The sequence below is a fragment of the Chryseobacterium hilariae genome (assembly GCF_051400735.1).
GTDB lineage: Bacteria > Bacteroidota > Bacteroidia > Flavobacteriales > Weeksellaceae > Chryseobacterium.
This window is the reverse complement of sequence record NZ_JBLFFJ010000003.1, coordinates 68936-91447: the sequence shown is the minus strand read 5'-3', so window position 1 is coordinate 91447 and position 22512 is coordinate 68936. Positions and strand designations below refer to the sequence as shown.

18 protein-coding genes are annotated in these 22512 nt (G+C 33.7%); 10 read left to right on the top strand and 8 right to left on the bottom strand.

Annotated features, from left to right (window positions below):
• Window positions 1-116: 116 nt before the first annotated feature.
• From ACMGDK_RS09910 to ACMGDK_RS09900, 3 genes are all read left to right on the top strand, one after another.
• Window positions 117-554 carry a MauE/DoxX family redox-associated membrane protein gene (locus ACMGDK_RS09910; RefSeq protein ID WP_436807802.1) on the top strand — a complete coding sequence of 146 codons (438 nt, stop codon included), beginning with the start codon at window positions 117-119 and terminating at the stop codon, window positions 552-554.
• A 105-nt stretch (window positions 555-659) separates the two neighbouring features.
• Complete coding sequence (locus ACMGDK_RS09905; RefSeq protein WP_436807801.1) at window positions 660-929, top strand: DUF6520 family protein; 270 nt, start codon at window positions 660-662, stop codon at window positions 927-929.
• Between the two features lie 409 nt (window positions 930-1338).
• On the top strand, window positions 1339-1596 hold the full coding sequence (locus tag ACMGDK_RS09900; protein ID WP_436807800.1) for a DUF6520 family protein: 258 nt from the start codon (window positions 1339-1341) through the stop codon (window positions 1594-1596).
• Between the two features lie 89 nt (window positions 1597-1685).
• On the opposite strand, the gene ACMGDK_RS09895 is transcribed toward ACMGDK_RS09900, so the two are convergent.
• The 6 genes from ACMGDK_RS09895 to ACMGDK_RS09870 form a co-directional block, all read right to left on the bottom strand.
• Window positions 1686-3182, bottom strand: a complete 1497-nt coding sequence (locus tag ACMGDK_RS09895) for a TlpA family protein disulfide reductase (RefSeq protein ID WP_436807799.1) — start codon at window positions 3180-3182, stop codon at window positions 1686-1688.
• Window positions 3182-4564, bottom strand: coding sequence for a RagB/SusD family nutrient uptake outer membrane protein (locus ACMGDK_RS09890; RefSeq protein WP_436807798.1), 1383 nt, complete (start codon window positions 4562-4564; stop codon window positions 3182-3184). The genes ACMGDK_RS09895 and ACMGDK_RS09890 overlap by 1 nt, the downstream gene beginning before the upstream one ends.
• Window positions 4565-4571: 7 nt before the next feature.
• A complete protein-coding gene (locus tag ACMGDK_RS09885; RefSeq protein ID WP_436807797.1) occupies window positions 4572-8171 on the bottom strand; it encodes a SusC/RagA family TonB-linked outer membrane protein in 3600 nt (1199 codons plus the stop codon).
• A gap of 121 nt (window positions 8172-8292) precedes the next feature.
• Window positions 8293-9438 carry a FecR family protein gene (locus ACMGDK_RS09880; RefSeq protein WP_436807796.1) on the bottom strand — a complete coding sequence of 382 codons (1146 nt, stop codon included), beginning with the start codon at window positions 9436-9438 and terminating at the stop codon, window positions 8293-8295.
• Between the two features lie 62 nt (window positions 9439-9500).
• Window positions 9501-10085, bottom strand: coding sequence for an RNA polymerase sigma factor (locus ACMGDK_RS09875; protein ID WP_436807795.1), 585 nt, complete (start codon window positions 10083-10085; stop codon window positions 9501-9503).
• 96 nt (window positions 10086-10181) lie between these two features.
• The gene (locus ACMGDK_RS09870) at window positions 10182-11927 is read right to left on the bottom strand and encodes a helix-turn-helix domain-containing protein (protein WP_436807794.1); all 1746 of its coding nucleotides are present in this window, start codon (window positions 11925-11927) and stop codon (window positions 10182-10184) included.
• Window positions 11928-12179: 252 nt separating this feature from the next.
• On the opposite strand from ACMGDK_RS09870, the gene ACMGDK_RS09865 reads away from it, so the two are divergent.
• The 7 genes from ACMGDK_RS09865 (at window position 12180) to ACMGDK_RS09835 (ending at window position 18617) form a co-directional block, all read left to right on the top strand.
• Window positions 12180-12431 carry a hypothetical protein gene (locus ACMGDK_RS09865; RefSeq protein ID WP_436807793.1) on the top strand — a complete coding sequence of 84 codons (252 nt, stop codon included), beginning with the start codon at window positions 12180-12182 and terminating at the stop codon, window positions 12429-12431.
• Between the two features lie 314 nt (window positions 12432-12745).
• A complete protein-coding gene (locus ACMGDK_RS09860) occupies window positions 12746-13087 on the top strand; it encodes a DUF1896 family protein (protein ID WP_436808260.1) in 342 nt (113 codons plus the stop codon).
• Window positions 13088-13227: 140 nt separating this feature from the next.
• Window positions 13228-13518, top strand: coding sequence for a hypothetical protein (locus ACMGDK_RS09855; protein ID WP_436807792.1), 291 nt, complete (start codon window positions 13228-13230; stop codon window positions 13516-13518).
• Window positions 13519-13644: 126 nt separating this feature from the next.
• Complete coding sequence (mobC, locus tag ACMGDK_RS09850) at window positions 13645-15645, top strand: conjugal transfer protein MobC (protein ID WP_436807791.1); 2001 nt, start codon at window positions 13645-13647, stop codon at window positions 15643-15645.
• 190 nt (window positions 15646-15835) lie between these two features.
• On the top strand, window positions 15836-16627 hold the full coding sequence (locus ACMGDK_RS09845) for a hypothetical protein (protein ID WP_436807790.1): 792 nt from the start codon (window positions 15836-15838) through the stop codon (window positions 16625-16627).
• A gap of 133 nt (window positions 16628-16760) precedes the next feature.
• Entirely contained in the window at window positions 16761-18251 is a 1491-nt protein-coding gene (locus ACMGDK_RS09840) for a MauE/DoxX family redox-associated membrane protein (RefSeq protein WP_436807789.1), read from the top strand.
• A 108-nt stretch (window positions 18252-18359) separates the two neighbouring features.
• On the top strand, window positions 18360-18617 hold the full coding sequence (locus ACMGDK_RS09835; RefSeq protein WP_436807788.1) for a DUF6520 family protein: 258 nt from the start codon (window positions 18360-18362) through the stop codon (window positions 18615-18617).
• 13 nt (window positions 18618-18630) lie between these two features.
• Here the strand turns inward: ACMGDK_RS09835 and ACMGDK_RS09830 are convergent, their stop codons facing one another.
• Window positions 18631-20979 carry an alpha/beta hydrolase family protein gene (locus tag ACMGDK_RS09830; RefSeq protein WP_436807787.1) on the bottom strand — a complete coding sequence of 783 codons (2349 nt, stop codon included), beginning with the start codon at window positions 20977-20979 and terminating at the stop codon, window positions 18631-18633.
• A gap of 161 nt (window positions 20980-21140) precedes the next feature.
• Window positions 21141-22502, bottom strand: a complete 1362-nt coding sequence (locus tag ACMGDK_RS09825; RefSeq protein ID WP_436807786.1) for a RagB/SusD family nutrient uptake outer membrane protein — start codon at window positions 22500-22502, stop codon at window positions 21141-21143.
• Window positions 22503-22512: the final 10 nt, after the last annotated feature.

The window sequence follows — 22512 nt, the reverse complement described above, 5'->3', positions numbered from 1 at the left end:
TTCCCATCTACATTTGTTTGAATTATTTCTCACAGCAGGTTGAAATTTAATATTGAAATTATGACGGTGGCTTAAGGATTTCGGCAATGAGAAAATAAAAGCTAAAAACCATTGTCATGCAAAAGAAAAGAATTTTAACGGAAGTTGTAGTAGTACTTTTAGTCATATTATTCCTTTACACTGCAGTAAGTAAGTTTGTAGATTTTAAAGGTTTTACATATGATCTGAATAATCAGCCATTTCCGAACGACTTAACCCCTATTTTAAGGTGGCTAATTCCGATAACAGAAATATCAATTGTGCTAACGCTTTTATTTGAAAGGACAAGACTTATAGGATTGTACGCTTCTTGTATTTTAATGGGGTTATTTACGGTTTACACCGCATTAGTTTTATTTAAAGTATTCGACTACGTTCCATGCTCCTGTGGAGGGGTCATAAAAAATCTAACCTGGCCACAACATTTATTCTTTAATCTATTCTTTGTTATAATTTCCTTTCTGGCCATCAGAGCAAACAGGAAAAACGCTATAGAGCAATTACAATATAACTAACTACAATAATTTAGATCAGTATAAGTGAATTAAAATTATTGGGTCCAAACTAAGGGGAAGCTGAAAACCTATTTAGAGTAAGCAAAAAAACAAAACTTTTTTATTATGAAAAATTTCAAATTATTATTAGGTGCGGCAGTAGTATTTGCCGTTGGAAGTGCTTTTACTGCAAGCAACAAAGCTTATGCAGGAGAATATGTTTTAATCGCTCCAAACACTTATGAGCTTAAAACAAATCGACCTGCCGGAGAATGCCGAGAAATGCCAAGTCAAACTTGTGATTATACAAAAATTAATCCATCTGGCAGTAATACGGACCCAAATAACTTCACTCCTCATACGAGAAATGCCCAATGGGTTGAAGGTGAAGAATAAAACATATTTAAGGTGCTATCATAAATAGCACCTTAAATTTATAATAGTGAGTTTATTAACTAAATTAATGCAATCTTATTTTTTTCATTAGAGGGCTTAGGAGGATTCACACTTGCGAGCTTTCCAAATTTATCTATAATCAAGACTGTTGGATATCCCTTAACATTATAATGCATTATCAGCTCATCTTCTCGCCCATATCCATTAGTATATAGATTTAAACTCCCTTTATGAGAATATTTTAAACTTCTAACGGGCTGTAACCATTCATGCTTTTTTCATCAAAGCTAATTTTTGTACCCATTTACAATAATTTAGATCAGTAAAAGTGAATTAAAATTATTAGATCCAAATGAGGGGATGCTGAAAACCTTCAAACCAGAGTAAGCAACAAACAAAACTTTTTATTATGAAAAATTTTAAATTATTATTAGGAGCGGCAGTAATATTTGCCGTTGGAAGTGCTTTTACAGCAAGTAATAAAGCTGTTGCAGGAGAATATGTCTTACAAGGTTCAACCTATGTACTGAAATCAACTTTACCCCCGGGACATTGTGAACAATCACAAAATATTTGTGACTACACAAAAACCAACCCTTCTGGTAACAATACAGATCCCGCAAATTTCACTCCAAATCAAAGAAATGCCTCTTGGATCTCGGAGTAAGCTAAAGTTAACGGGGGTAATTGCCCCCGTTAAATTCTATTCTAAAAAAAAATCATAATTAATAGGTGCTGTATTTCTTATTTTAAGATTTACAAAACACTATTAATCAATTGAATAAGTTCAGATTTATGCTTTTCATCATATGGCCTAGGAGGTTTAGTACTAATTATTTTTCCTTCCTTATCGATTAGAATTAATGTGGGATACCCAACAATATTATAATGGCGTATTATTTCTGCATTTGAACCTAATCCATTCGTAAATAGATCAACACTACCTTTATGTGTATATTCTAAGGTTCGAAGTGAATTTTTCCATTTTTCCTTATCTTTATCCACATTTACACTAATGAATTGTATGTTACTATTGTTATTATAATACTTTACAATATCTGTCATCTGATTATTTAAAATCTTACATCCTCCACAACCTGTAAAGAAAAAATCCAATAAAACTACTTTTCCTTTAAAATCGCTTTGTTTAACTGTTTGTCCTAAAGAATCAACTAATGAAAATTCAAATGCTTTACTTCCAGGTGCAGAATTACCTTTCAAATTTTCAACTACTGTTCTACAGTATGGAGTTTTAATTTGTTTAAGAGCATCTGTAACAGCTAAATAATCATTATTTGAATTGATCTTTTTTCTAATTAAATAAATAGTAAGAAGTCGATCTCTCAAAATACCTGAGTAATTATTAATAATATACTTTACAACATTTAAAGAATTAAAAGATACTTTATTCTGAAATTTATGATTTCGTAGTTTTTCTAAGTGAAATTCCGCAACACTTCTGGACCGTGCAATATTTTCATTAGTATTTATATTTTGATCTTTATAATAGTCATTGTAAATTCTATCAAGAATCATATAGCTTGAATCTACGTTTTCCTGCCTTTTAAAAACAACATAACCTATATCTGCATTAAATAATTGTAGGTATTCAACATCAAGTTGAATAAGGTAATCTAATTTTAGAAGATCATAAATTTTGGAAGATAAATGCGGTTTGTATTTTTCTAATAAATGTAATATAAGTTGCTTTTTTTCTTCGTTAATTTGCCTTTTTTCTATTAATCCCCTCTTCATGATATTTACATTAAATTCAGTAAAATCATTTGAGCCCGCAAATACTTTGGATAAAGAATCTGCCCATTTTTGATCAAGAGTCTCAAATTGGCATTTTACTTCTAATGCAAACTGATATTTTTCTTTTCCGATCCCATCAATTCTTATTTTGCCTTTTTCTACTGTAAAAATTATACTATCTCCAGGTTCAATTATATTTCTGCTAAAAATATTATTCCCTTCTCCAATTGTGAGATTGCCATAAATAAATGGGTCATCATTTTTGAAAGTGATTATTAGATTTTCCCCTATTTTATTCTTCACCACACTTTTAGGAATACCATTAACATCTCCCCATTGGTTGTCTTGGTATATTAAAAATACACTATCATCAACTTTGTCCTCATTTAAAACAACTTTAAAATATGAGTGTAGATCGTTATTGAGCTTTTTATTTGATTGCGAGTGGACAATATTAAAAACGGCAAAAAAAGATATTAAAGTAAATAATATTTTCATTATCTAATATTTTGAGTTAATGGATTAAGGTTTATTTCAACAGGAGGTATAGGGAAGACATATTTCGAACTATTTGGTTCCAAGCTATAATTCTGTCCTCCTACATTTCGTGTTACGGTTTTTGCGTAATTGCCATCAAGATTTAATCTTCGGAGATCTTCCCAGCGTATATTACCAGTAAAAGGTAATTCCTTTCTACGCTCTAAAATTATTAGTGCTAGAGCTTCTATAGCGTTAGAAACGGTTTTGTTTGTATACGTTGTAAGTCCATTTTCTTTTTTCCATCTTTCTTTAAGTAGTTTGTTTAGATCTTTCATCGCTTCTCCTAAATTTCCTGATCTAGCTAATGACTCTGATCTAATCAATAATATCTCATTTGTAGCAATTCCGCTGAAAAGTGCACCAGCTCCTGTATAACGACCGCCAAAATTTATTGTACCATTAGAATTAGACTTGTAAAATACTTGTTTACGTAGATCATTATGCTCATAACTTTCGATTAAATCTTTAGATACTGCCATATTCTGCCTGCTATTTAATGAGTAATTTATCGTTCCGGCATAAAAAATTATTTCCGGATTAACGTCTCGAACTGTAGGAAAAGGAAAATTCATAGTTGTACTTAAGGTGTTGAAATCAATAAGTTCTGAATTTTTAGAAAGGACAATATCTGCGAATTCTTTAGCCTTAGTATAATTTTGCATATTAAAATATACTTTTGAAAGCATGCCTTCAGCTGCTAATTTTGTAGGCCGAGTTTTGAAATTAACCTGCAAAGGAAGTAAAGATTCAGCTTCTAAAAGATCATTAATAATTCTATCATAAGTTTCCTGTAATGTTGAACGATTTGGTAAATCATTTACATCCGAATTAAGTTTAAGGGGAAGCCCTAAATCTGTATTAGCTGTATTTATGTTATATTGTTTTGAGTATAATTGTGCTAATTGATAATAAGCGAATGCCCTAAAAAATAGTGCAGCACCTCGAATTTCAGATATCCTTTTATTGTTTTTATCCTTAATTTTTTCTAAACCTTCCAATACAACATTTGAATACTCAATGACCTGATATGGATAAGTCCAATCTGGCGCAAATAATTCTCCTTCGTAAATATCTTTCGCCCACTTGTAAGCATTTCTCTCTTGCAAAGTTCCTGATGTAATTGCCGTTTGATCTAAGACATATGAATTGTCCGCACCAATTAATCCAATCGCTGGATATTTGGTACTCATCACATCTGTATTATCTAGTAAAGCCTGAAAATCTTCAATGGTAGATGGGATAATATCTGATTTATTTGATTTTTTCTCTAACCATTCATCCTGCTTTTTACAACCGATAAGGATAAATGTACATATTGCATAAATTATAATATTTTTCATAACTGCACTATTTTAATGTTGTCCTAATTCCAAATGAAACTGTTGTCGGATTTGGGCAGGAATTATAACCGAAAAGGTTATATTCACTAAGATCCGGATCAATTCCTTTCTTATTTGCTCGCCATACAATACCAATGTTATTTATATAACTATAAATTTGTAATGAGGAGAGCGGAAGATTTCTAAGTAATTCTTTATTAAAATCATAACTTAAGCTAATATCCTGTAATCTTATATGATCTCCTTTCTCAACAAGAGATTCGGAGCTTTGATAAAAATTATTGCGATTATAATTGAATTCATATAACACTGAGGGAACTGTCGTGTGGGTTTCGTCACCTGGTGCTTGCCATCTATCTATAAATTCTTGATTGGCATATCCGCTACTTACAACGTCTGACAGGTTTAATGGGGTCGATCTTCGGCGAAAATAATATCCAAATTTATACGTAAAGTTAGCTGAAAAAGAGATTCCTTTAAAAGAGAAAGTGTTACGTAATGCTCCAAAATTTCTTGGTCTTGATGAACCATGATATATAATATCTTCAGTATTCGAACTTGTTATTATATTGAGGTAGTCTTTACTTATTTCACCATGTAGATATCCTTGAGGGTCTCCATTTGTTGGATCAAGACCCGCTGTTTTAAAACTATATACTCCGAAAAGACTATTTCCTTCAAGGATATATAATCCATATCTTGCAGGACCATCAATATTAAACCCTGTACTTGTTAGATATTGTGAAGTATATTTTGTGTCATAAGATATTATTTTATCTTTATTGTAGCTGAATAAAAAGGTCGTATTCCATTTAAAATTACCATTAAGATTTACTGAATTTAAATTAATATCGAAACCCTTTGTTTTAACAGTTGCTGCATTTCCTTTGTAGGAAGAAAACCCTGTTGAATGTGCTAAGAGGGCATCTTCGATAAGATCAGTCCCCAACTTATCATAAATTTCAAATGAACCATTCAAGCGATTACCTTTAGATGAAAAATCTAAAGCTAGATTTTTGTTTCTAATTTTCTCCCATCTTAATTCTGCGTTTGGAGCACTCGTGATGTAGGCAATTGGTAGTCCAGTGATTGGACTCACATCATAAGTTGCCGTCAAATAGGATGAGGCATTATATACATTTCCATTATATCCAAATGATGCCCTTAGTTTTAAATAAGGTATTAAAGGAAATTTATAGAACGATTCTTTGCTGATATCATAAGCAACACCTGTTGACCAAAGTGGTGTCATTTTATCATTTGTTTTCACACCAAAGATGTTTGCCCCATCTTTTCTTCCACTCAGCGAAAAAGTATATTTACCTAAATACGTGTAAGCGCCGTTAGCATAATATGATATATATCTATTTGTATTACCAATTATTTTCCCAAGAGGAGACGGAAGAACCGCTGATCCAAGTGCCGAAGGGTTGATTGGATAAGGAATATTATAATTTAAATTGGTTACAGAAGTTCCAAACTCATGATTGTAGCCATACAAAGCTTTATCAGTACTCTCACTTACTATTTCTCTTATCTCAGCTCCCGCAATTGCTGATAATAAGTGCTTTTGTCCAAATTCTTTATTAAAATTCAGCTGTGTTCTGAAGTTATTAGAATACAATTTTCTGTCTGTTAAGTAGAGAATTCCTCCTTTTGGAAAAGGGTATGTAAATGAACCTTCAGTTGAACGTTGGCTGTACATATTAACGAAATTTCTTGCTTCATAACTTTCAGGACTTCGATAACCGCGATTATTTCCAAATTCATTTTCATGCTGATATTGAATTTCAGCATTGAAGAAATCAGTGAAATTATACCGCATAATGCCTCTTATAAGGATGTTATCAGTTTTAGTTCTGGTATCATAAAGGTCTCTTTCTTGAATGGGCCTATATTTCCAATCCAAAAAGCCTAAATTTTGGGTATCTTCAAGATAACTGTCTCTTTTGCCATATGGTACTGCTAACGGATTTTTATCATCATCAACAAATCTTATATATGGATAAGGCGAAGTGTATTGATATCCAAATTTATTCTCACTCTTTGTATATAATACAGAACCTGTAATTTCCAAATTCTTAATTGGATGATATGTATTTGTCGAATTAATAGTAAACCTATTGTTTCCGGAACCAAACAATGTATTTCGGTTTTTGTCATATCCTATCGAAAGTGAGTAAATAGCTTTTTCCGAACCTCCTCTAAAACCCAATGAATATTGTTGATTTAGGCTGGGACGATAAAAATATTCGGTTGTTTGGTCGCGAACATCCACATTTCTCAATCTATTTATTTGATCAGTAATATTCTTATTTGAAGGATCGTTTTTTTGCTTCGATAAAAGCTCAACTACTGGTGATATTACAGGGTAGTAATTGTTGTCGTTTATATTGGGATCATAATACCCCTTATTAAAAAGAAACGTTTCAACATCAATAAATTCAGAGGATTTAAGGAAATTTCTTGAATATTTTAAATCCGGCTTTGCCCCTACCGTTAAATTTGAATTAAAATCAATCTTTAAAGGTTGATTGAATTTTCCCTTTTTGGTAGTGATTACAATGACACCATTTCCAGATCTCGAACCCCAGATCGAAGCTGCAGCAGCATCTTTAAGTACTGTGATGCTTTCAATGTCATTTGGATTTATATTATTTATATCTCCTTCGTACGGAAAATTATCAAGTACTACAAGCGGATCAGCACTTACCTTATCATCAATAGTTACCCTTCCTCTAATACTTATTCCTAACTTTTCATTCGGTGGATTCAAGCCTATGGGGCCAGATATTTTATTAAAAATTAATCCACTTGTGACACCATCTAAACGGTCTAAAATATTTGGGCTTACGCGTCTGTTTAATAATTGGTTATCAATTTGAACAAATGAACCAGTTGCTCTTTCTTTTGGAATATTCTGATATCCGGTAGAAACAACATCAACAATATCGATCGTATTATCATTTAGGTGCAAAAAGATATTGTTTACATTTCTAACAGGAATTTCTATTGATGAATAGCCCACAAAAGATACTTGTAGAATATCTTCTCCAAATTTTTCGGGTATTAACACTATACCGTTTCCATCAGTTGAAAAATCAATATTTGTTCCTTTGATCCGAAGAGAAGCCCCGGCTAAAGGTTCACCTTTCTCGTTCATTACTTTCCCTCTGATTGGGTTATCCTCTTTTTTAACGGGTTGTTTTGACTGAATTTCTTTTCCCCTATCTATAGAAACTATTATTTTTCCTTCGATACTATAGCCAAAGGGTTGTCCGCTAAAGATTTCATCCAATACAGTTTTTAATTCCTTGTCTTTGGCGGAAATAGTGACATCCTTCGCGATTTTCATGTGCCTTTCATTGATGGAGAAAGAATATCCGGACTGTTGGTTAATTTGCCTTATAACCGTTTTAAAGGGTACATCCTTCTCGATAACAGTTATGCGCTGTGCAGTCAATTTTGTGGAGGCCAGAAAAATAATTAATATAAAAAATATCAGGTTTTTCATGGCTTGTTTGTGTTTGGGTGGTTTGACAAGGTATTTGTGTTTCCATTGGGGAATAGAAACCATATTACCATTGTCGATAATGGTATTATTCATTACATTTGAGTTAGGGTTAGTAAATTGCTTTATTAATTTTTAAAAACCCGTAGCCGTCCCGACTGGACCTCGGGACGGTATATTCTAAAGAACTACGGGCATAAACACATATGAAACGTTCTTATCTGATGTCGACCTCCTTTCCGTGAATTTGGGCTGTAACACCATAAGTTTTTTCGATTACCTTCAAAACAGAAGACAAGTTCTCCTTTTTGCTGATCGTTAAATAAGCTTTTTCAGTATTTTTAAAATTTGGTGAGAATTTAAAATCAATGTCCCACCAACGCTCGATCTCCTTAGATAGGTCAAAAAGTGAAATACTGCCAGATGTTATTAAACCTTGTTTCCATGCGACAAAATCCAAAGCATCAACTTTTTGAATAGAAAGGCTATAATTATTTATTATAGCCTGTTCATTTGGCTTCATTTTCATTGTAGATGTAGAGCCATTCGCTTTAACCTCTACACTTCCTTGTACAAGAGTTGTGTATTGTTTGTCATCATAGGCACGAATATTAAATGTAGTTCCGAGAACTTTTATCTGTTGAACATCTGTCTTTACAAGAAAAGGATGTTTTGGATCATGGTGGACTTCAAAGTAAGCTTCCCCACTTAATCGCACCTCTCTATTACCAGTGAATTCCATTGGGTATTCCAGTGAAGAACCAGAGTTTAACCAAACTTTAGTTCCGTCAGATAGGGTGATATGGTATTGTCCGCCACGGGGTGTTTTAAGCACCGCTGCACTAATATCTTGCATGGCACTAACTAATTTACCATCTGTATAAGTTATGCCATTTTCAGACACTTTAATTCCGTTAAGATCCTTCAGGTCAATTTCTTTACCATTTGAAAATATTATTGTCGCTTTATTGGAACCTGGCGGGATTTCATGGCCAATACTAACATTATCTTGTGTATTGTTGAGGTATTCATCGTCATTAACAAACCATAGTCCAGCACTTAAAAATAAAATAATTCCCGCTGCTATGCTTAATTTCCGGAAGAGTTTAATTCTTTTGTTCTTTCGGAGCTTTTGCTCTATGATTTCGAATTGGAGATTTGAATTCGTAGTAAATAATTGTTTAATTGAAAAAGTGATATTGTTTTCATTTTTTAGGTCTTCCAAATACCTTTTGTTCCTTTCATCCTTTTTTATCCATGAATCCAATAGGGAGTGCTCATTAAAAGTTAATGGTTGTTCCTGAACGATCTTTTTTAATATCCGTCCAATTTCAAAACTGATGTAGACATCTTTCCTCTCCATTATTCCGCTTTTTAAATAGAAACGGAAAATGATATAGGTTTCTCTAAAGAAATTTTAAAAAATTATAAATAAAATAGTAAAAGGGCGATTCCCGCACTGCCAAGGCGTTTTTTTATGATAGATATTGCTCTTGCTTTTTGGTTATTCACAGTACTAATGCTTATTCCCAGATCATCAGCAATTTCTTTCGCGTTTTTGTCATCATCTAAAAACTGCTTCATAATGATCCGACATTTTTCAGGCAATGCGTCTATTTCTGCTCCTAGTTGGCTGATAAGTTCTGCATCGATAATATGTTGAAGGATGGTTTCTTCCGATTCATTAAAGTTCTGAATATATTTCTCAAAGCGATTTGATCTGACTTTCTCTTTGGCTATTTTATCTAAACAGGCATTTTTTGTAGAGATATAAAGGAATGCCTTAATATTTTCAAAGGATTCAAAGGAAGATCTCTTTTCATAGAGCTTAACAAATATATCCTGTACAATTTCCTCAGCTTCAGAATATGTATCAGGAAATAAAAGCTTATTAGCGAAGTATACTATTGCTTTGTGGAACTTTTGGAAGATTTGATGAAATGCATAATGATCTCCATTTCGCAACCCTTGCAAGAGTAGTTCATTGATCGTATTTTCATCATTCTTCATCTTCTAGGTGGCTATAATATATAAATTTAGATATTATTTCGATTATTTAAAAATTATAATAGATTATAAGTATTCATAGATTTATAAATATTTTAATCATACAGTTATTTCCATAACTGGATCATCATCTAATTTTAAAGCTTTGCGTCTCTGTTTAATAAAATCGGCAGGTTTTAATTTATTAATTTTTGCAAATTTCTTGTTAAAATTGTCTCGTGAAACTATTCCGCATTCCTCTGCTAAAGTTTCCAGCGTATACGATAAGTACTTTTTATCATTATAAAGTTTCTCCGTAATGTTAGTTATTCTTAATCTGGTTAGGTAATCAGGAAAGTTCATACCTTTATATTGTTTAATAACAACTGTAAGATACTTTGAGTTTGTCTCAAATTGTTTTGCAAGTATTCCAGATGTCAAGCCCTTTACAACAAAACCATTATTTTGTTCAAACTTTTCCAATTTTTTTAAGATATCATCAATAGTATGTGGTGGAATATATGGATTAGTAGACTTATTAACCTTTGGAAGATCATCTTTTGAAGTTTCTACATCTTTATTCAAAATTTTTTGTTCTAGGGCATTGTAATTTTTTATTAAAAGATCTTGCTTCTTTTTATACCGAATAATTATAAACAATAATATAAAAATGCAAAAGGCAATAATTAATAGAGTGTACTTCTTTCCTTGGGAAATCTTCTTTTCTAAATAGAGCTTTGTTTCCAATAGCATCGGAGTATCATATTCTTTGTGGATCTTAGAGGTTAAATATCTAAAATCCTTATTTAACACGCTGTCTGCTTTTATTAATTGCGTTGTGTAGAAATATTGCTTTTGAAGATTATTTTCACTTTTATAGTAGTCTATTAATGATTCATAATTATTTCTCACTTCTGGCAATACAAAATGATGTTTCTGAAATACGGAATCAACCAATTTAAAATATGTGATGGCAAAATCATCTTTCCCTTGTGCAAGATATGATTTCCCTATATATGCATAACAAACTGTTACCCATGCGAAATCATTGACAGCTGAAATGGATTTTATGGATGAATTTATAGACGAGATGGCTTCATCATATTGTTTGTTTCTGAACTGTTGAATTCCTTTTTCTTTTAAAAAATATCCATATTCCTGCATATATTCTTTACTGGAGGCGCTTTGATAAAGTCCTTCGGCAACGATGGAATCTGCTTTTTTAAATTGGCCAAGATTTCGATAACAAACTGCCATCTGATGGATAGAATTGAAATACCCCCTAAAATTGTTATATAAAATGTTGGGATGAAGTGGCTTTTTAGTTTCCTTTTTGAAAAATCCACTTGTGACTTTAAATTGTTCTAGTGCTTCTACATAATTACCGGTGTAACTATTAACTACGCCCATTAGGTAAATCAACCTGTTTTTATAAAAATCATCCTTGATGTCTTTAGAAAACTTATAGGCTTTCAGATATTCATCCAATGCGAGATTATATTTTTTAAATTGGAAATAGTATACAACTCCCTTTTCGAGATACGCAGCACTAATTTTTTCATTGTCTCCTGTCAATTTTGAGGCATAGATGGTACTATCTGCAAATTTTAGTTTCTGATATGGAGATGGTGAATATAAAATTCCATCTAAATATCCCTGCACCAAATGTTGGTAGTCTTTTTCCTTTTTAGCTTTGGTAATATATTGCCTTATAAACTGAAGAGCATGTGGATCATTTTCGGAAAGACCTTCATAATTCTTTCGCAGAATATAGTACTCACTATACTCTCCGTGAGCTTGTCCATTTAGCGGCAAAACAAAAAAAATCGAAAAACATAGCAGATATAGTTTAAAGAAGGCTTTCATGGTAGGATGTCTTTCATATAAAATTAAACAAAAACACCCATATATGGCCTCCTATTGAAGAAACATTAAAAAGAACATTAATTCATGTCAACGTACAGAAACCTAAATAATTACGGTTGTTCATTTTCTAGAAAAAGGACATAATTCTTTTAGAAGCGTATCATACAACGGTTTCCAATGCGGTAAAAGTCCAATAATTTCGGGTTCAGAATTCTATTAAACCCCGGGGATAAATCTTCTAAAAATTTTGACATGAAAAAGATTATCTCAACTATTACAACAATAATCACAATTTTAGCGGGAATTGTTATTATGCACTCTTGCAGACAGCAGGGCGATGACCAGGCTTTTGATCAGAACCTTCGGGTTCAAGAATCAATAAGTAAATTAAGTAACAAAAATGCTGACACATTACAGCAGGCATCAAATTATGGAGAATTTGATGATAATGGCTACAAAGATCCGCCACCCAAAAATGGTGGTCAGTGGATGATTAAAAAATAATCCATTGGTTCGTATATATGCAGTGCGCAATGCATATATAAACGAACACGTTTCAACAAGTCCGAATATAAAACGTACTAACTCTAAAATTTAAAGAGTAATATTTAAGATGATTTAATGTCAAGTTTGTCCTTTAAAAGCCAATAAATGCCAAGATTAAAAAGACTATAGTTTCCTTTATTAAGTTTATCCATCATAAAATTAAAAATTTAATATGTATGGATATTTTAGTTAAAAACCTGTCTTATTTTCGATCAAGTCTTCAAGAATTGCTGGATAGAAACTTTCCTGAAAAAGCTTATAACTAAAATTTTATTTCTAAGCGGTCAAATTGGGCACTCAAAGCCTATGAAAGAGCTCTACAAGGGAACAACAGTGAAGAAGAAGCTGAAAAAATTGCTAATTCAATCCTTTTCGAAGATCTTTATTTTTCCAAATTCAATACGATTTTAGAAGTCGTCACATACGAGTTTGACACCTATTTCATGGATGGAGAGCTTAGGCCATTTGCTTTAAGAATGCTGAATGACTGTGGATATGTTTTCAAAAAATATGATCTAACCGATGATTTCGCATATAGTACGTCATATGATGATCTTTATCGAGAACTAAAAGCGTATATTTTGGAATGGATTAAAAAAAACGATAATTTGTAATCCCTTATGCCGAAAAAAAGACCTTACAACTACCGAGAAACAAAAAAAAGAGAACTGCTATTAATTTTAAAATTAATAGCAGTTCTCTTTTTGTCCAAGATTAATTAATAAAAACTTTACTTTTCTTAGTACCTTTATGTATGAAAGTCGACATCAGAATACCGGAAACCTTCAAGCTATATTCTAACAACGGACCATTGTATTCCAATTTCGATAACGAATTGAATTTGGAAGTTGCAGATGAAATATGGAATAAACCTCTTATTGCTGAATTCATAGCTTATAATTTTCATGGTTTAGTATGGTGGGATGATAAGCTAGGTTATTGGTGTATCGAAATTTTACAAAATAAGCTTTATAAGGGAACATATATTTCAGAAGAGCTTTCATTTCTAGTTGATGAAGTTCAAAATGTTTTCGGAAAAGAATAACGTCAAAAATTCTATATTTTGTCTGTTCTATATAGTCAAATAGGACCTTTAAATGCCTTTTAATGTCACCATAAAAATCGGATTCTTACCACCATTATTTTCGCTTGCAACAATAATTATATTGATATGCAAGGAGACGATGATTTAAGAGGTCTGGCTAAGATTATAGGGTTTATGCGAGCAGTAAGTATCATTCTGCTGCTTATGCATTTCTACTGGTTTTGTTACAGTGCTTTTGATGATAAAGGCTGGACAATTGAAGTTGTCAATCGAATTTTAAGCAATTTTCAACGAACAGCAGGTTTATTCTCACATACAATTTATTCAAAGGCATTTGCATTTCTACTTTTGGCTTTAAGTTGCCTCGGAACCAAAGGTGTAAAAAACGAAAACATTACCTGGCCAAAAATAAATGCTGTTCTAATAATAGGATTCGTTTTATATTTTGCTAATACATCTTTGTTACTATTAACTCCTGAATTAGGTTTCTTTCTATATATTCTTACTACAAGTATTGGATACATATCACTGATGGTTGGAGGAATTTGGTTAAGTCGTTTATTGAAGAATAACTTGATGGACGACGTGTTTAATAACGAAAACGAAAGTTTCCAGCAGGAAACCAAATTGATGGAAAATGAATATTCAGTCAATCTCCCAACCAAGTTCTACTATAAAGGAAAATGGAATAATGGGTGGGTGAATGTTGTCAACCCTTTTAGAGCGTCGATTGTTTTGGGTACTCCAGGCAGCGGAAAATCATATGCAATCGTAAACAATTACATTAAGCAGCAAATAGAGAAAGGATTTAGCATGTATATCTATGATTTTAAATTTGACGACCTTTCTACCATTGCGTATAACCATTTACTGAAGCACGCGAATAAGTATAAAGTTAAGCCTAAGTTTTACGTTATCAACTTTGACGACCCACGTAGGAGTCACAGATGCAACCCGCTTAATCCCGACTTCATGACTGATATATCCGATGCTTATGAGGCGGCATATACTATCATGCTTAACCTTAACAGGTCGTGGATACAGCGCCAAGGGGATTTTTTTGTCGATAGTCCAATTATCCTTTTGGCAGCTGTAATTTGGTATCTTAAAATATACAAAAATGGTAAATATTGCACTTTTCCTCACGCCATAGAGCTTTTAAATAAAAAATACGCTGATGTTTTTACAATATTGACATCATATCCTGAATTGGAAAACTATTTGTCACCATTTATGGATGCTTGGGAAGGTGGTGCTCAAGATCAGCTACAGGGTCAAATTGCATCAGCAAAAATTCCGTTATCTCGTATGATAAGTCCTCAATTATATTGGGTTATGACCGGAGATGATTTCACTTTGGATATAAACAATCCGAAAGAACCAAAAATTTTATGTGTTGGTAATAATCCGGATCGTCAGAACATATATTCTGCGGCCTTGGGCTTATACAATTCAAGAATTGTAAAACTAATTAATAAAAAGGGGCAACTTAAAAGTTCTGTTATCATTGATGAATTACCTACAATCTATTTTAGGGGACTGGATAATCTGATTGCTACAGCAAGAAGTAATAAAGTTTCGGTTTGCCTTGGATTTCAGGATTATTCGCAACTTATTAGAGATTATGGCGATAAAGAAGCTAAAGTAATCCAAAATACAGTAGGAAATATATTTAGTGGACAGGTTGTGGGCGAAACAGCCAAGAACTTATCAGAACGATTTGGCAAGGTACTCCAAAAACGCCAGAGTATGACAATTAACCGGAACGATAAATCAACTTCAATATCTACTCAATTAGACAGCTTGATACCTGCGTCGAAAATTTCTACACTTACACAGGGTATGTTTGTCGGAGCTGTCGCTGATAATTTTGATGAACGTATAGAACAAAAGATATTTCATGCTGAAATTGTTGTGGATAATGAAAAAGTTGCTACTGAAGTAAAAGCCTATAAAAAAATACCACAGATATTAACCTTTAATGATGAAAATGGATTAAATAATATGCAAGAAATAATTAACAACAATTATAAGCAGATTAAAGTTGATATTACTGAAATTATAGAGATGGAGATAGAACGCATCAATAACGACCCAAATTTAAGTCATTTACATAAAAAAGAATAAAACTCGTCAAAAAAAGTGGGAATATTCTGGTAACTAAAATGTTTCATTTTTAATCTTAATCCATCTACATCATATTAAATCTTAGAATAATTTTATTTTTTTTATAGAAAATCAAATTTATTTCATTACTTAGTAAAATATTGGATTTTCTTTTCTATAAGAAATTTGTTATACTAACTGGCCAATAATTATGAATACGTATTTATTATCACAGGTAGAGAGAACTGTCAAGGACGCTATAGGAGAGTTTGCAAAACTACCCTGGGTCTCTCCTGGATTTCACACTAATCAAATAGATGTGATTCAACTTCAGTTGAATAAACTCATGGATTACTATATTGAATTTTTTCAAAAAACAGGATTTCTGCCGAAAGATCTGGATTCTCAAAAAAAATCTTGCGTTATTGTACGGAGAATAAAAGATTTTAAGAAGCCAAAAGACGATGAAATTTTATCGGGTTTATCTTTTGTAATGGAAGAAATTGCTAATAATTTAAAAAATCGGATATTTCCAATACATCATCAATATTCAAAAACCTCTAATTTCGCATTATTAACGGGAATTGCTGCGACTGATCCATACGGTGAAAACATCACTTTTATGCTACATGAATTTGCAATACCAAAAATACTCCTTAATATTATTCCAGGAGATTTTGACTATATTCAAAAGTTCTTGGAATTATACGACACAAAGGCAAATAAGTCTTTAAAGGACTTTGTAACGTCATTTAATAGGAATTATAAACAATTTCAAAAAGATTGCAAGGTTTATCTTGAAGATACGTTTTATCAATTTTATATGAAGTTGAAGATGATTGGGGCTAATCAGGATATTCTATTTTCAGATATGACAATGAAGGAGGTTGCCTATAGAAATCAATTCGGAGATTATCTAAACCTATATAGATTATTTAATCAACATTATAAAATATCTCTGGATGAAGTACCTAGATTTAAACAAATATTATATTATCGATAATAATATTCCTATCATCGGGAATTTATTAATAATAAAAAAGCATTTTTTTGAAATACATTAGCTCATTCTAGATATTTTTTTTCACGAAAGGTTGTTGAACTTTGATTATAGAATAATCATAGAACCGATTGTGATGAAAAAGTTTTTAAGATTCTTAAAAGAATATACAAATCCCGTTGCCTACTTCATAGCGATTCTTTTTGCATATGCTGCAATGAGCAAACTTATAGACTTTGAGAATTTTCAGGTGCAACTTGCACAATCTCCGTTGTTAAGTGCCTATGCAGGGTTTATTTCATTTTCTGTAATTATTGTTGAACTGCTTCTAGCAATATTGCTTTGCCTTCCTAAAACTCAAATAGGTGCGTTATATGGATCATTAGGATTGATGTCCGCTTTCACAATATATATCTATCTTATCCTAAATTACAGCGACTTTGTACCTTGTTCATGTGGTGGTATTCTGGAACAACTAGGATGGACGGAACATCTTATTTTCAATATTGTAGTAGTACTCCTTGCTTTTACGGCCATTTTAGTCAGAGAAAGAAAAGCAAATCCACTGCAAAAATTAACCTCACCCCTATCCAAATCGATCGTCACAATAATTTTCAGCTGTGGAGTAGTCGTTGGGTTATTTTTAAGTTCAGAACATATCATTAAACAAGAAAACAATTTTACAAGACGCTTCCTGCAACATCCGGTCATGGAAGATAAAAGCATAGATTTAGGGGTCAATTCCTATTATTTTGCTGGAATAGAACATGGCGTGATCTACCTCGGAAATTTAACAGCGCCACTGCTAATCACAAGGGTTGATACTGGCCTACAAAAACTCTCGCAGACCAAGATAAATATTGATAACAAGAATCTTCCGTTCAGAAGTGTTCAACTTCAAGTGAAGTCACCTTACTATTATCTTCATGACGGAAGTGTTCCCGTTATTTTCCGGGGGAAGCTTGGCGATTCCTTGGCGACTACAATTAGTTATGGCGATGCGTTTTTCAACCAGCTAACCGTATTGGATTCAATGCAGTTTGCTCTGAGGACGCAACGCAGGACTGATAATCAATATACGCTAGCGCTACTTGACCTGGATAAAGAACCGAAGATAACCCTAAAACCGGATGTTTTAGAAAAACAGGTAGATGGAGTTTTTGATGTAGATGGTCTCTTGGCTTCAGATTCAAAAAAAGGTAAGATTGTATATACCTACTTTTATCGCAACCAATATATAGTTTTGGACAGCGCACTTAATGTACTCAATAGGTTAAACACAATAGATACTACGCGTACTGCTAAAATCTCCATCACAAAGCTTTCTGATGGAAAGGTCAAAATGAATGCTCCTCCATTCAGCGTAAACAAAGGTTTTGCTCTTTATGAGGATTTATTGTTTAACCGCTCGAATCTGAAAGGAAAACATGAGCCAATGGAATCGTGGAAGACTTCTTCTATCATAGACGTTTACAGGACGGATTTGCAGCGTTATATCGGCAGCTTCTACATTCGGGACAAGAATGGTAAAGGAATTTCATCAATGATCACTGATGGACAGTACCTGTATGGACTTATTGGCCATAAATTGGAACGGTATAGGATAAGACAGGGAGCTTTTAAATAGAGTAAAAAAAAGAAATCGGTGGTCTGGGATTGCCGATGGATAGGGATATATAGGGGATTGCCGAAAACCCTGTAATAGATTAGGCAGTAACCAATAAATTATGATAACATGAAAAAATTACTATTACCAGGTCTTATTGTAGCATTGGGACTTGGTGGAGCCTATGCAAGTAATCTAGTCAGTAAATCAGCGAAAGCAGTTCCAACTTTCCGAATGGAAGGAACCCAGTGTGTTCAAGTAAATCAGGAATGTGATGAGCAGCCCGGTGAACTTTGTACGTACGATGGTTCGGGAGGTGGACAGCTATACAAGATTAAACTGAATGAAACTACTTGTTCGGAAGCTCTTCAAAGAAGCATTAATTAATCAAGAAGGATGCCTATTCGGCATCCTTTTCTATTTGTTTATTTATCCAAGCGATATCATCTTTCCCCAGCAGGAAATAATCGAACCAGTCGAGTACTTTTTTACTCAGATCAATTTGTTCTGGAGTACCATCAGGAAATGAATGATCTCCATTCTGATAAAATAAGGCAACTACATCTTTTTTATAATGTCTAAGTCCTATATAAAATTCCATCGTCTGCGTATAAGGAACATTCCCGTCCTTCTTACCTGCCCATAGTAGTATTGGTGCGTTTACTTTTTCAACACTAAGGATGGGGTTATTTTTCAGGTATCTCTCCTCATCAGTAGCAGGGTTCGTTCCCATTTGATAGAACGTATTAGATGCGAAATATAGCGGCTTATTCCAGTTAATATTATAGGAGTAAAAATGATTGATAAAATCACTGATCCCTGCTCCGGATATGTATGCAGCAAAACGGTCTGAATGGGTGGCAATAAAATTGGTTTTATAACCGCCGTAGGATTGCCCGCAGAGACCGATTTTTTTTTGGTCGATTGAAGGATTGTTCCGCACTGCGTCCAGAGCATTGTGCACGCATTCTAATGCAGAAAGTCCGGGACCTTTCTCACCCACTGTAGTGTCAGGAAGAAAAACAAAATATCCCCGTTCCAATAAGGTCCTTATTTGCATACCTTCTGGAAATATCTTATTGGGAGAAAGATAAGAATTTGAAAGGTGCCTTTGCATGTCATAAATGCGAACTATCATAGGATATTTCTTCTTTGGATCAAAGTTGGCCGGATAAAACAGAATACCGCTAAGGTTCTTTCCTGCAGCATGATACTTGTAAATCTCCTGTTTTATTTTTTTTGCTCTGTTATCCTTGATATCGCCGTCAAAAAGTAAAGTCTTTTTAGCTTGTTTGTCATAGGAAAACAGTGCAGGAGGAAGGTCGTAATTTTCTTCCACTGTATAAAAGGATGTCATTGAAGGATCATAAATCAGCTTATCAATTCTATTTTTTGTCGCCGGAATGATCTCGTACCTGTTCCCGTATTGAAAGAGCTGATACGAAATAACGTTTTCATCCCTACCATATATTTCAGCTAGAAGTTTTTCCGTAGGTAAAAAAGAAATTGCTGTATAACCATCAATTTGAAGGGTATAGTTCTTGATCTTTGTCCTTTTTCCTGCTCCTATTTCCAGAGGTATCAATTTCTTTAGTCTGATGTTAAAATCCCAGAGACCATTGCTGCTTTCAAAATAGATATGGTCTGACTTCGCTGAGAATACGGGTTGCTCCAATCCTGTTTTCTCTATCACCGTCACTTTGCGCCCATCGGAACGATATAATGACCATTTTATGCCGTCGTGACTTGCTAAAAACCATTTTCCATTAGATGAGGTATAAACGGAATGGTTTAGCAGTAGTGGCCATTCTTTGCCTATGCGCTTGGTGAGCTTAATATCTCCAATATCAGTATATAAATTCATTTTCAGATCGTAAATCTGTGCAGCATTGAGTTCAGGTTCGCTTGTAAGGAAGTTGTAGCCGCGCCTTGGAAAATAGGTTAGGAAATAACGATCATTGTTGATCGACCCAACTTCAATGCTTTCTGGCACCGGAATATTCTGCAGTTCATTTCTTTTGGGGTGCCAGATCCAAAAATTCCGTTTAGAAGACATCTTAAAATGTTCGTTTACATAAGGGTCATTTCCATACCATACATCGACAAGGGGTTCTTTCTTTGTATCGACAGCAACACGTGCGCTGATAAGATATGAAGTGCCATCGTTTATTGTGGAAAAATTGACCACAGCATTTTTTGGAATGTTAAGTTCCAATATTTTTTTCTGGGAATTCCCAACTTGGAAAATTACTAATCTATCCTGATCATTATCCTGAGTTGTCTCAATAATAAGTAGTTGTTTTCCGGAATCCGAAAGCGATATTTTCCTGATCTTATTTATCGTTTGGTAGAGAACCTTCTGTTGGGAACCAGTGGTTGCTACGATTTCTGATTTGCCGTCATATAGTTTGTTTGCATATATTGTGTTTTTAGAATCAGTGGCAGTTAGATTGCCAACATTGGCTATTTCGAGAAGCTGCTTTCCAAAAGTATCATAGATCCTGAGATGGTGGTCATTAAATAACAATGCATATCTGCTGTACTCTTCCAGCGTATAAACGTCGATTACATTGTCAAAGCTGGATGTCTTTCCTGTTAGGAGATTGAGAAATATTACTTTTTGTCCCTGCTTGCCCAATACACCTTCTTCATTTAAGAATGTAAGTTGTGAATTTCCTATCCTGTATACAGTTTGAGTATGGCTTTTCGTATTGATCACATAAACACTGTCGCCGTGCTGTTTGCTCAATTTTCTAATGCCAATCCAATTAGCATTCTTGGATCGATATACAAAATCTGACAGGTGAGCAAATTTTGCCCTCCAATGATCTACAGTGTCTACCTGTTGTTGCGCGGATACCAAAAGAAACTCTGTCAATAACAATATTAATTTGCATGTATTTCTCATCATTAATAGCCTGTATTTTGAGGTTTAAGATTTGCATTAAGCAGGATTTCCTTTTGAGGAACAGGCAATAATCTGTGAAACTCTTTCCAGTTTGGTTTTGTTATCGAAAGGTTATTGAGTTTTCCAGTCCTTTTCAGATCCAGAAAACGGTGTCCACCTTCGGTAAAGAACTCACGGTGGCCTTCAAGAAGAATTTCATTTAATAGGATATCCTTAGCTATCGGAGGAGTTAGGGGGGAAAGTTGGGCTCGTTGTCTTGTAGCGTTTACATAAGGTAATGCCTCCGCAATTTTATTTTGTTGCGTGAGAACTTCGGCAAGCAAGAGATACACTTCTTCGATCCTGAAAACAATAGAATATTCATTAGTGTTGGTGTTGTTTCTATTTTTATATTTCTCAATTCTAACATATGTTTTACCATTAAATGTGACAGGAGCTGTCCAGCTCTGCAACCTGCGGTCGCCAGCTTGGAAGACATTTATCAAAGAAGCAGACATGGCATAGATATTAGGAGCGGAATTTGTAAAATAGTAGGCAGTTGCCTGTCTCAGAGACGTATTATTGTGTGGTTTTAGCTGCCATAATATATGTTTTCCGGTTTTTTGAAAAACCTTGGTTACATCCGGTTCAATTTGATATAGTGGACTCTGTATGATTTCTTTCAAGGTAACTTCTGCTTTATTCCATTCCTGTTTTGCCATGTATATTTTGGCCAGGAGGAGCTTTGCTACCATGTTATTCGGATAGATTCTTTCAGCATCGCGATAGTTAGCCTCAAGGAGAAAGGCCGTTTCGATTAGGTCGCCTTCGATATTTGATAGCACAGTGACGGAAGCTGTCTTTTGTATACTGTTATTAGTTATATAATCGGTAGATTGTGGATAGGGAATATCTCCGTACAGCTGGTTTAGATAAAAGAACATGACACTTCTCAAAAGCAGCGCTTCACCTCTCAAACGGTTTTTATCGGAAGGTCCAATTGCCGTAGATGCAGTTACACCTTCTAATATGGAATTGGCTGTATAGATATGTTTATAGGCTCCGGCCCAAAAATTATAGACGATGCTGTTCGCATCTGACTGTTGGTTTTGAAAGATGTCTCGACTGTCTGAAGCGATTGGTGTATAATCATCAAGCTCATCGGTATAAGCACTTAAATAGGCTTCAAGGTCTCCGCCAGCAATTGGCGAGCTTTTCATGACATCAGCATAAAGTGCAGCCAGCGCTGCATTTGCTGTCTGTACGTCTTTAAATACTGTTTCTCTATCGATCTGGTTATTTGGAAGGTCAACTTCTATTAATTTCTCACATGATGCAACACATAAAATTGCAATGGCGAATATGATATATATTATATTTTTCATTTTTAGGAAT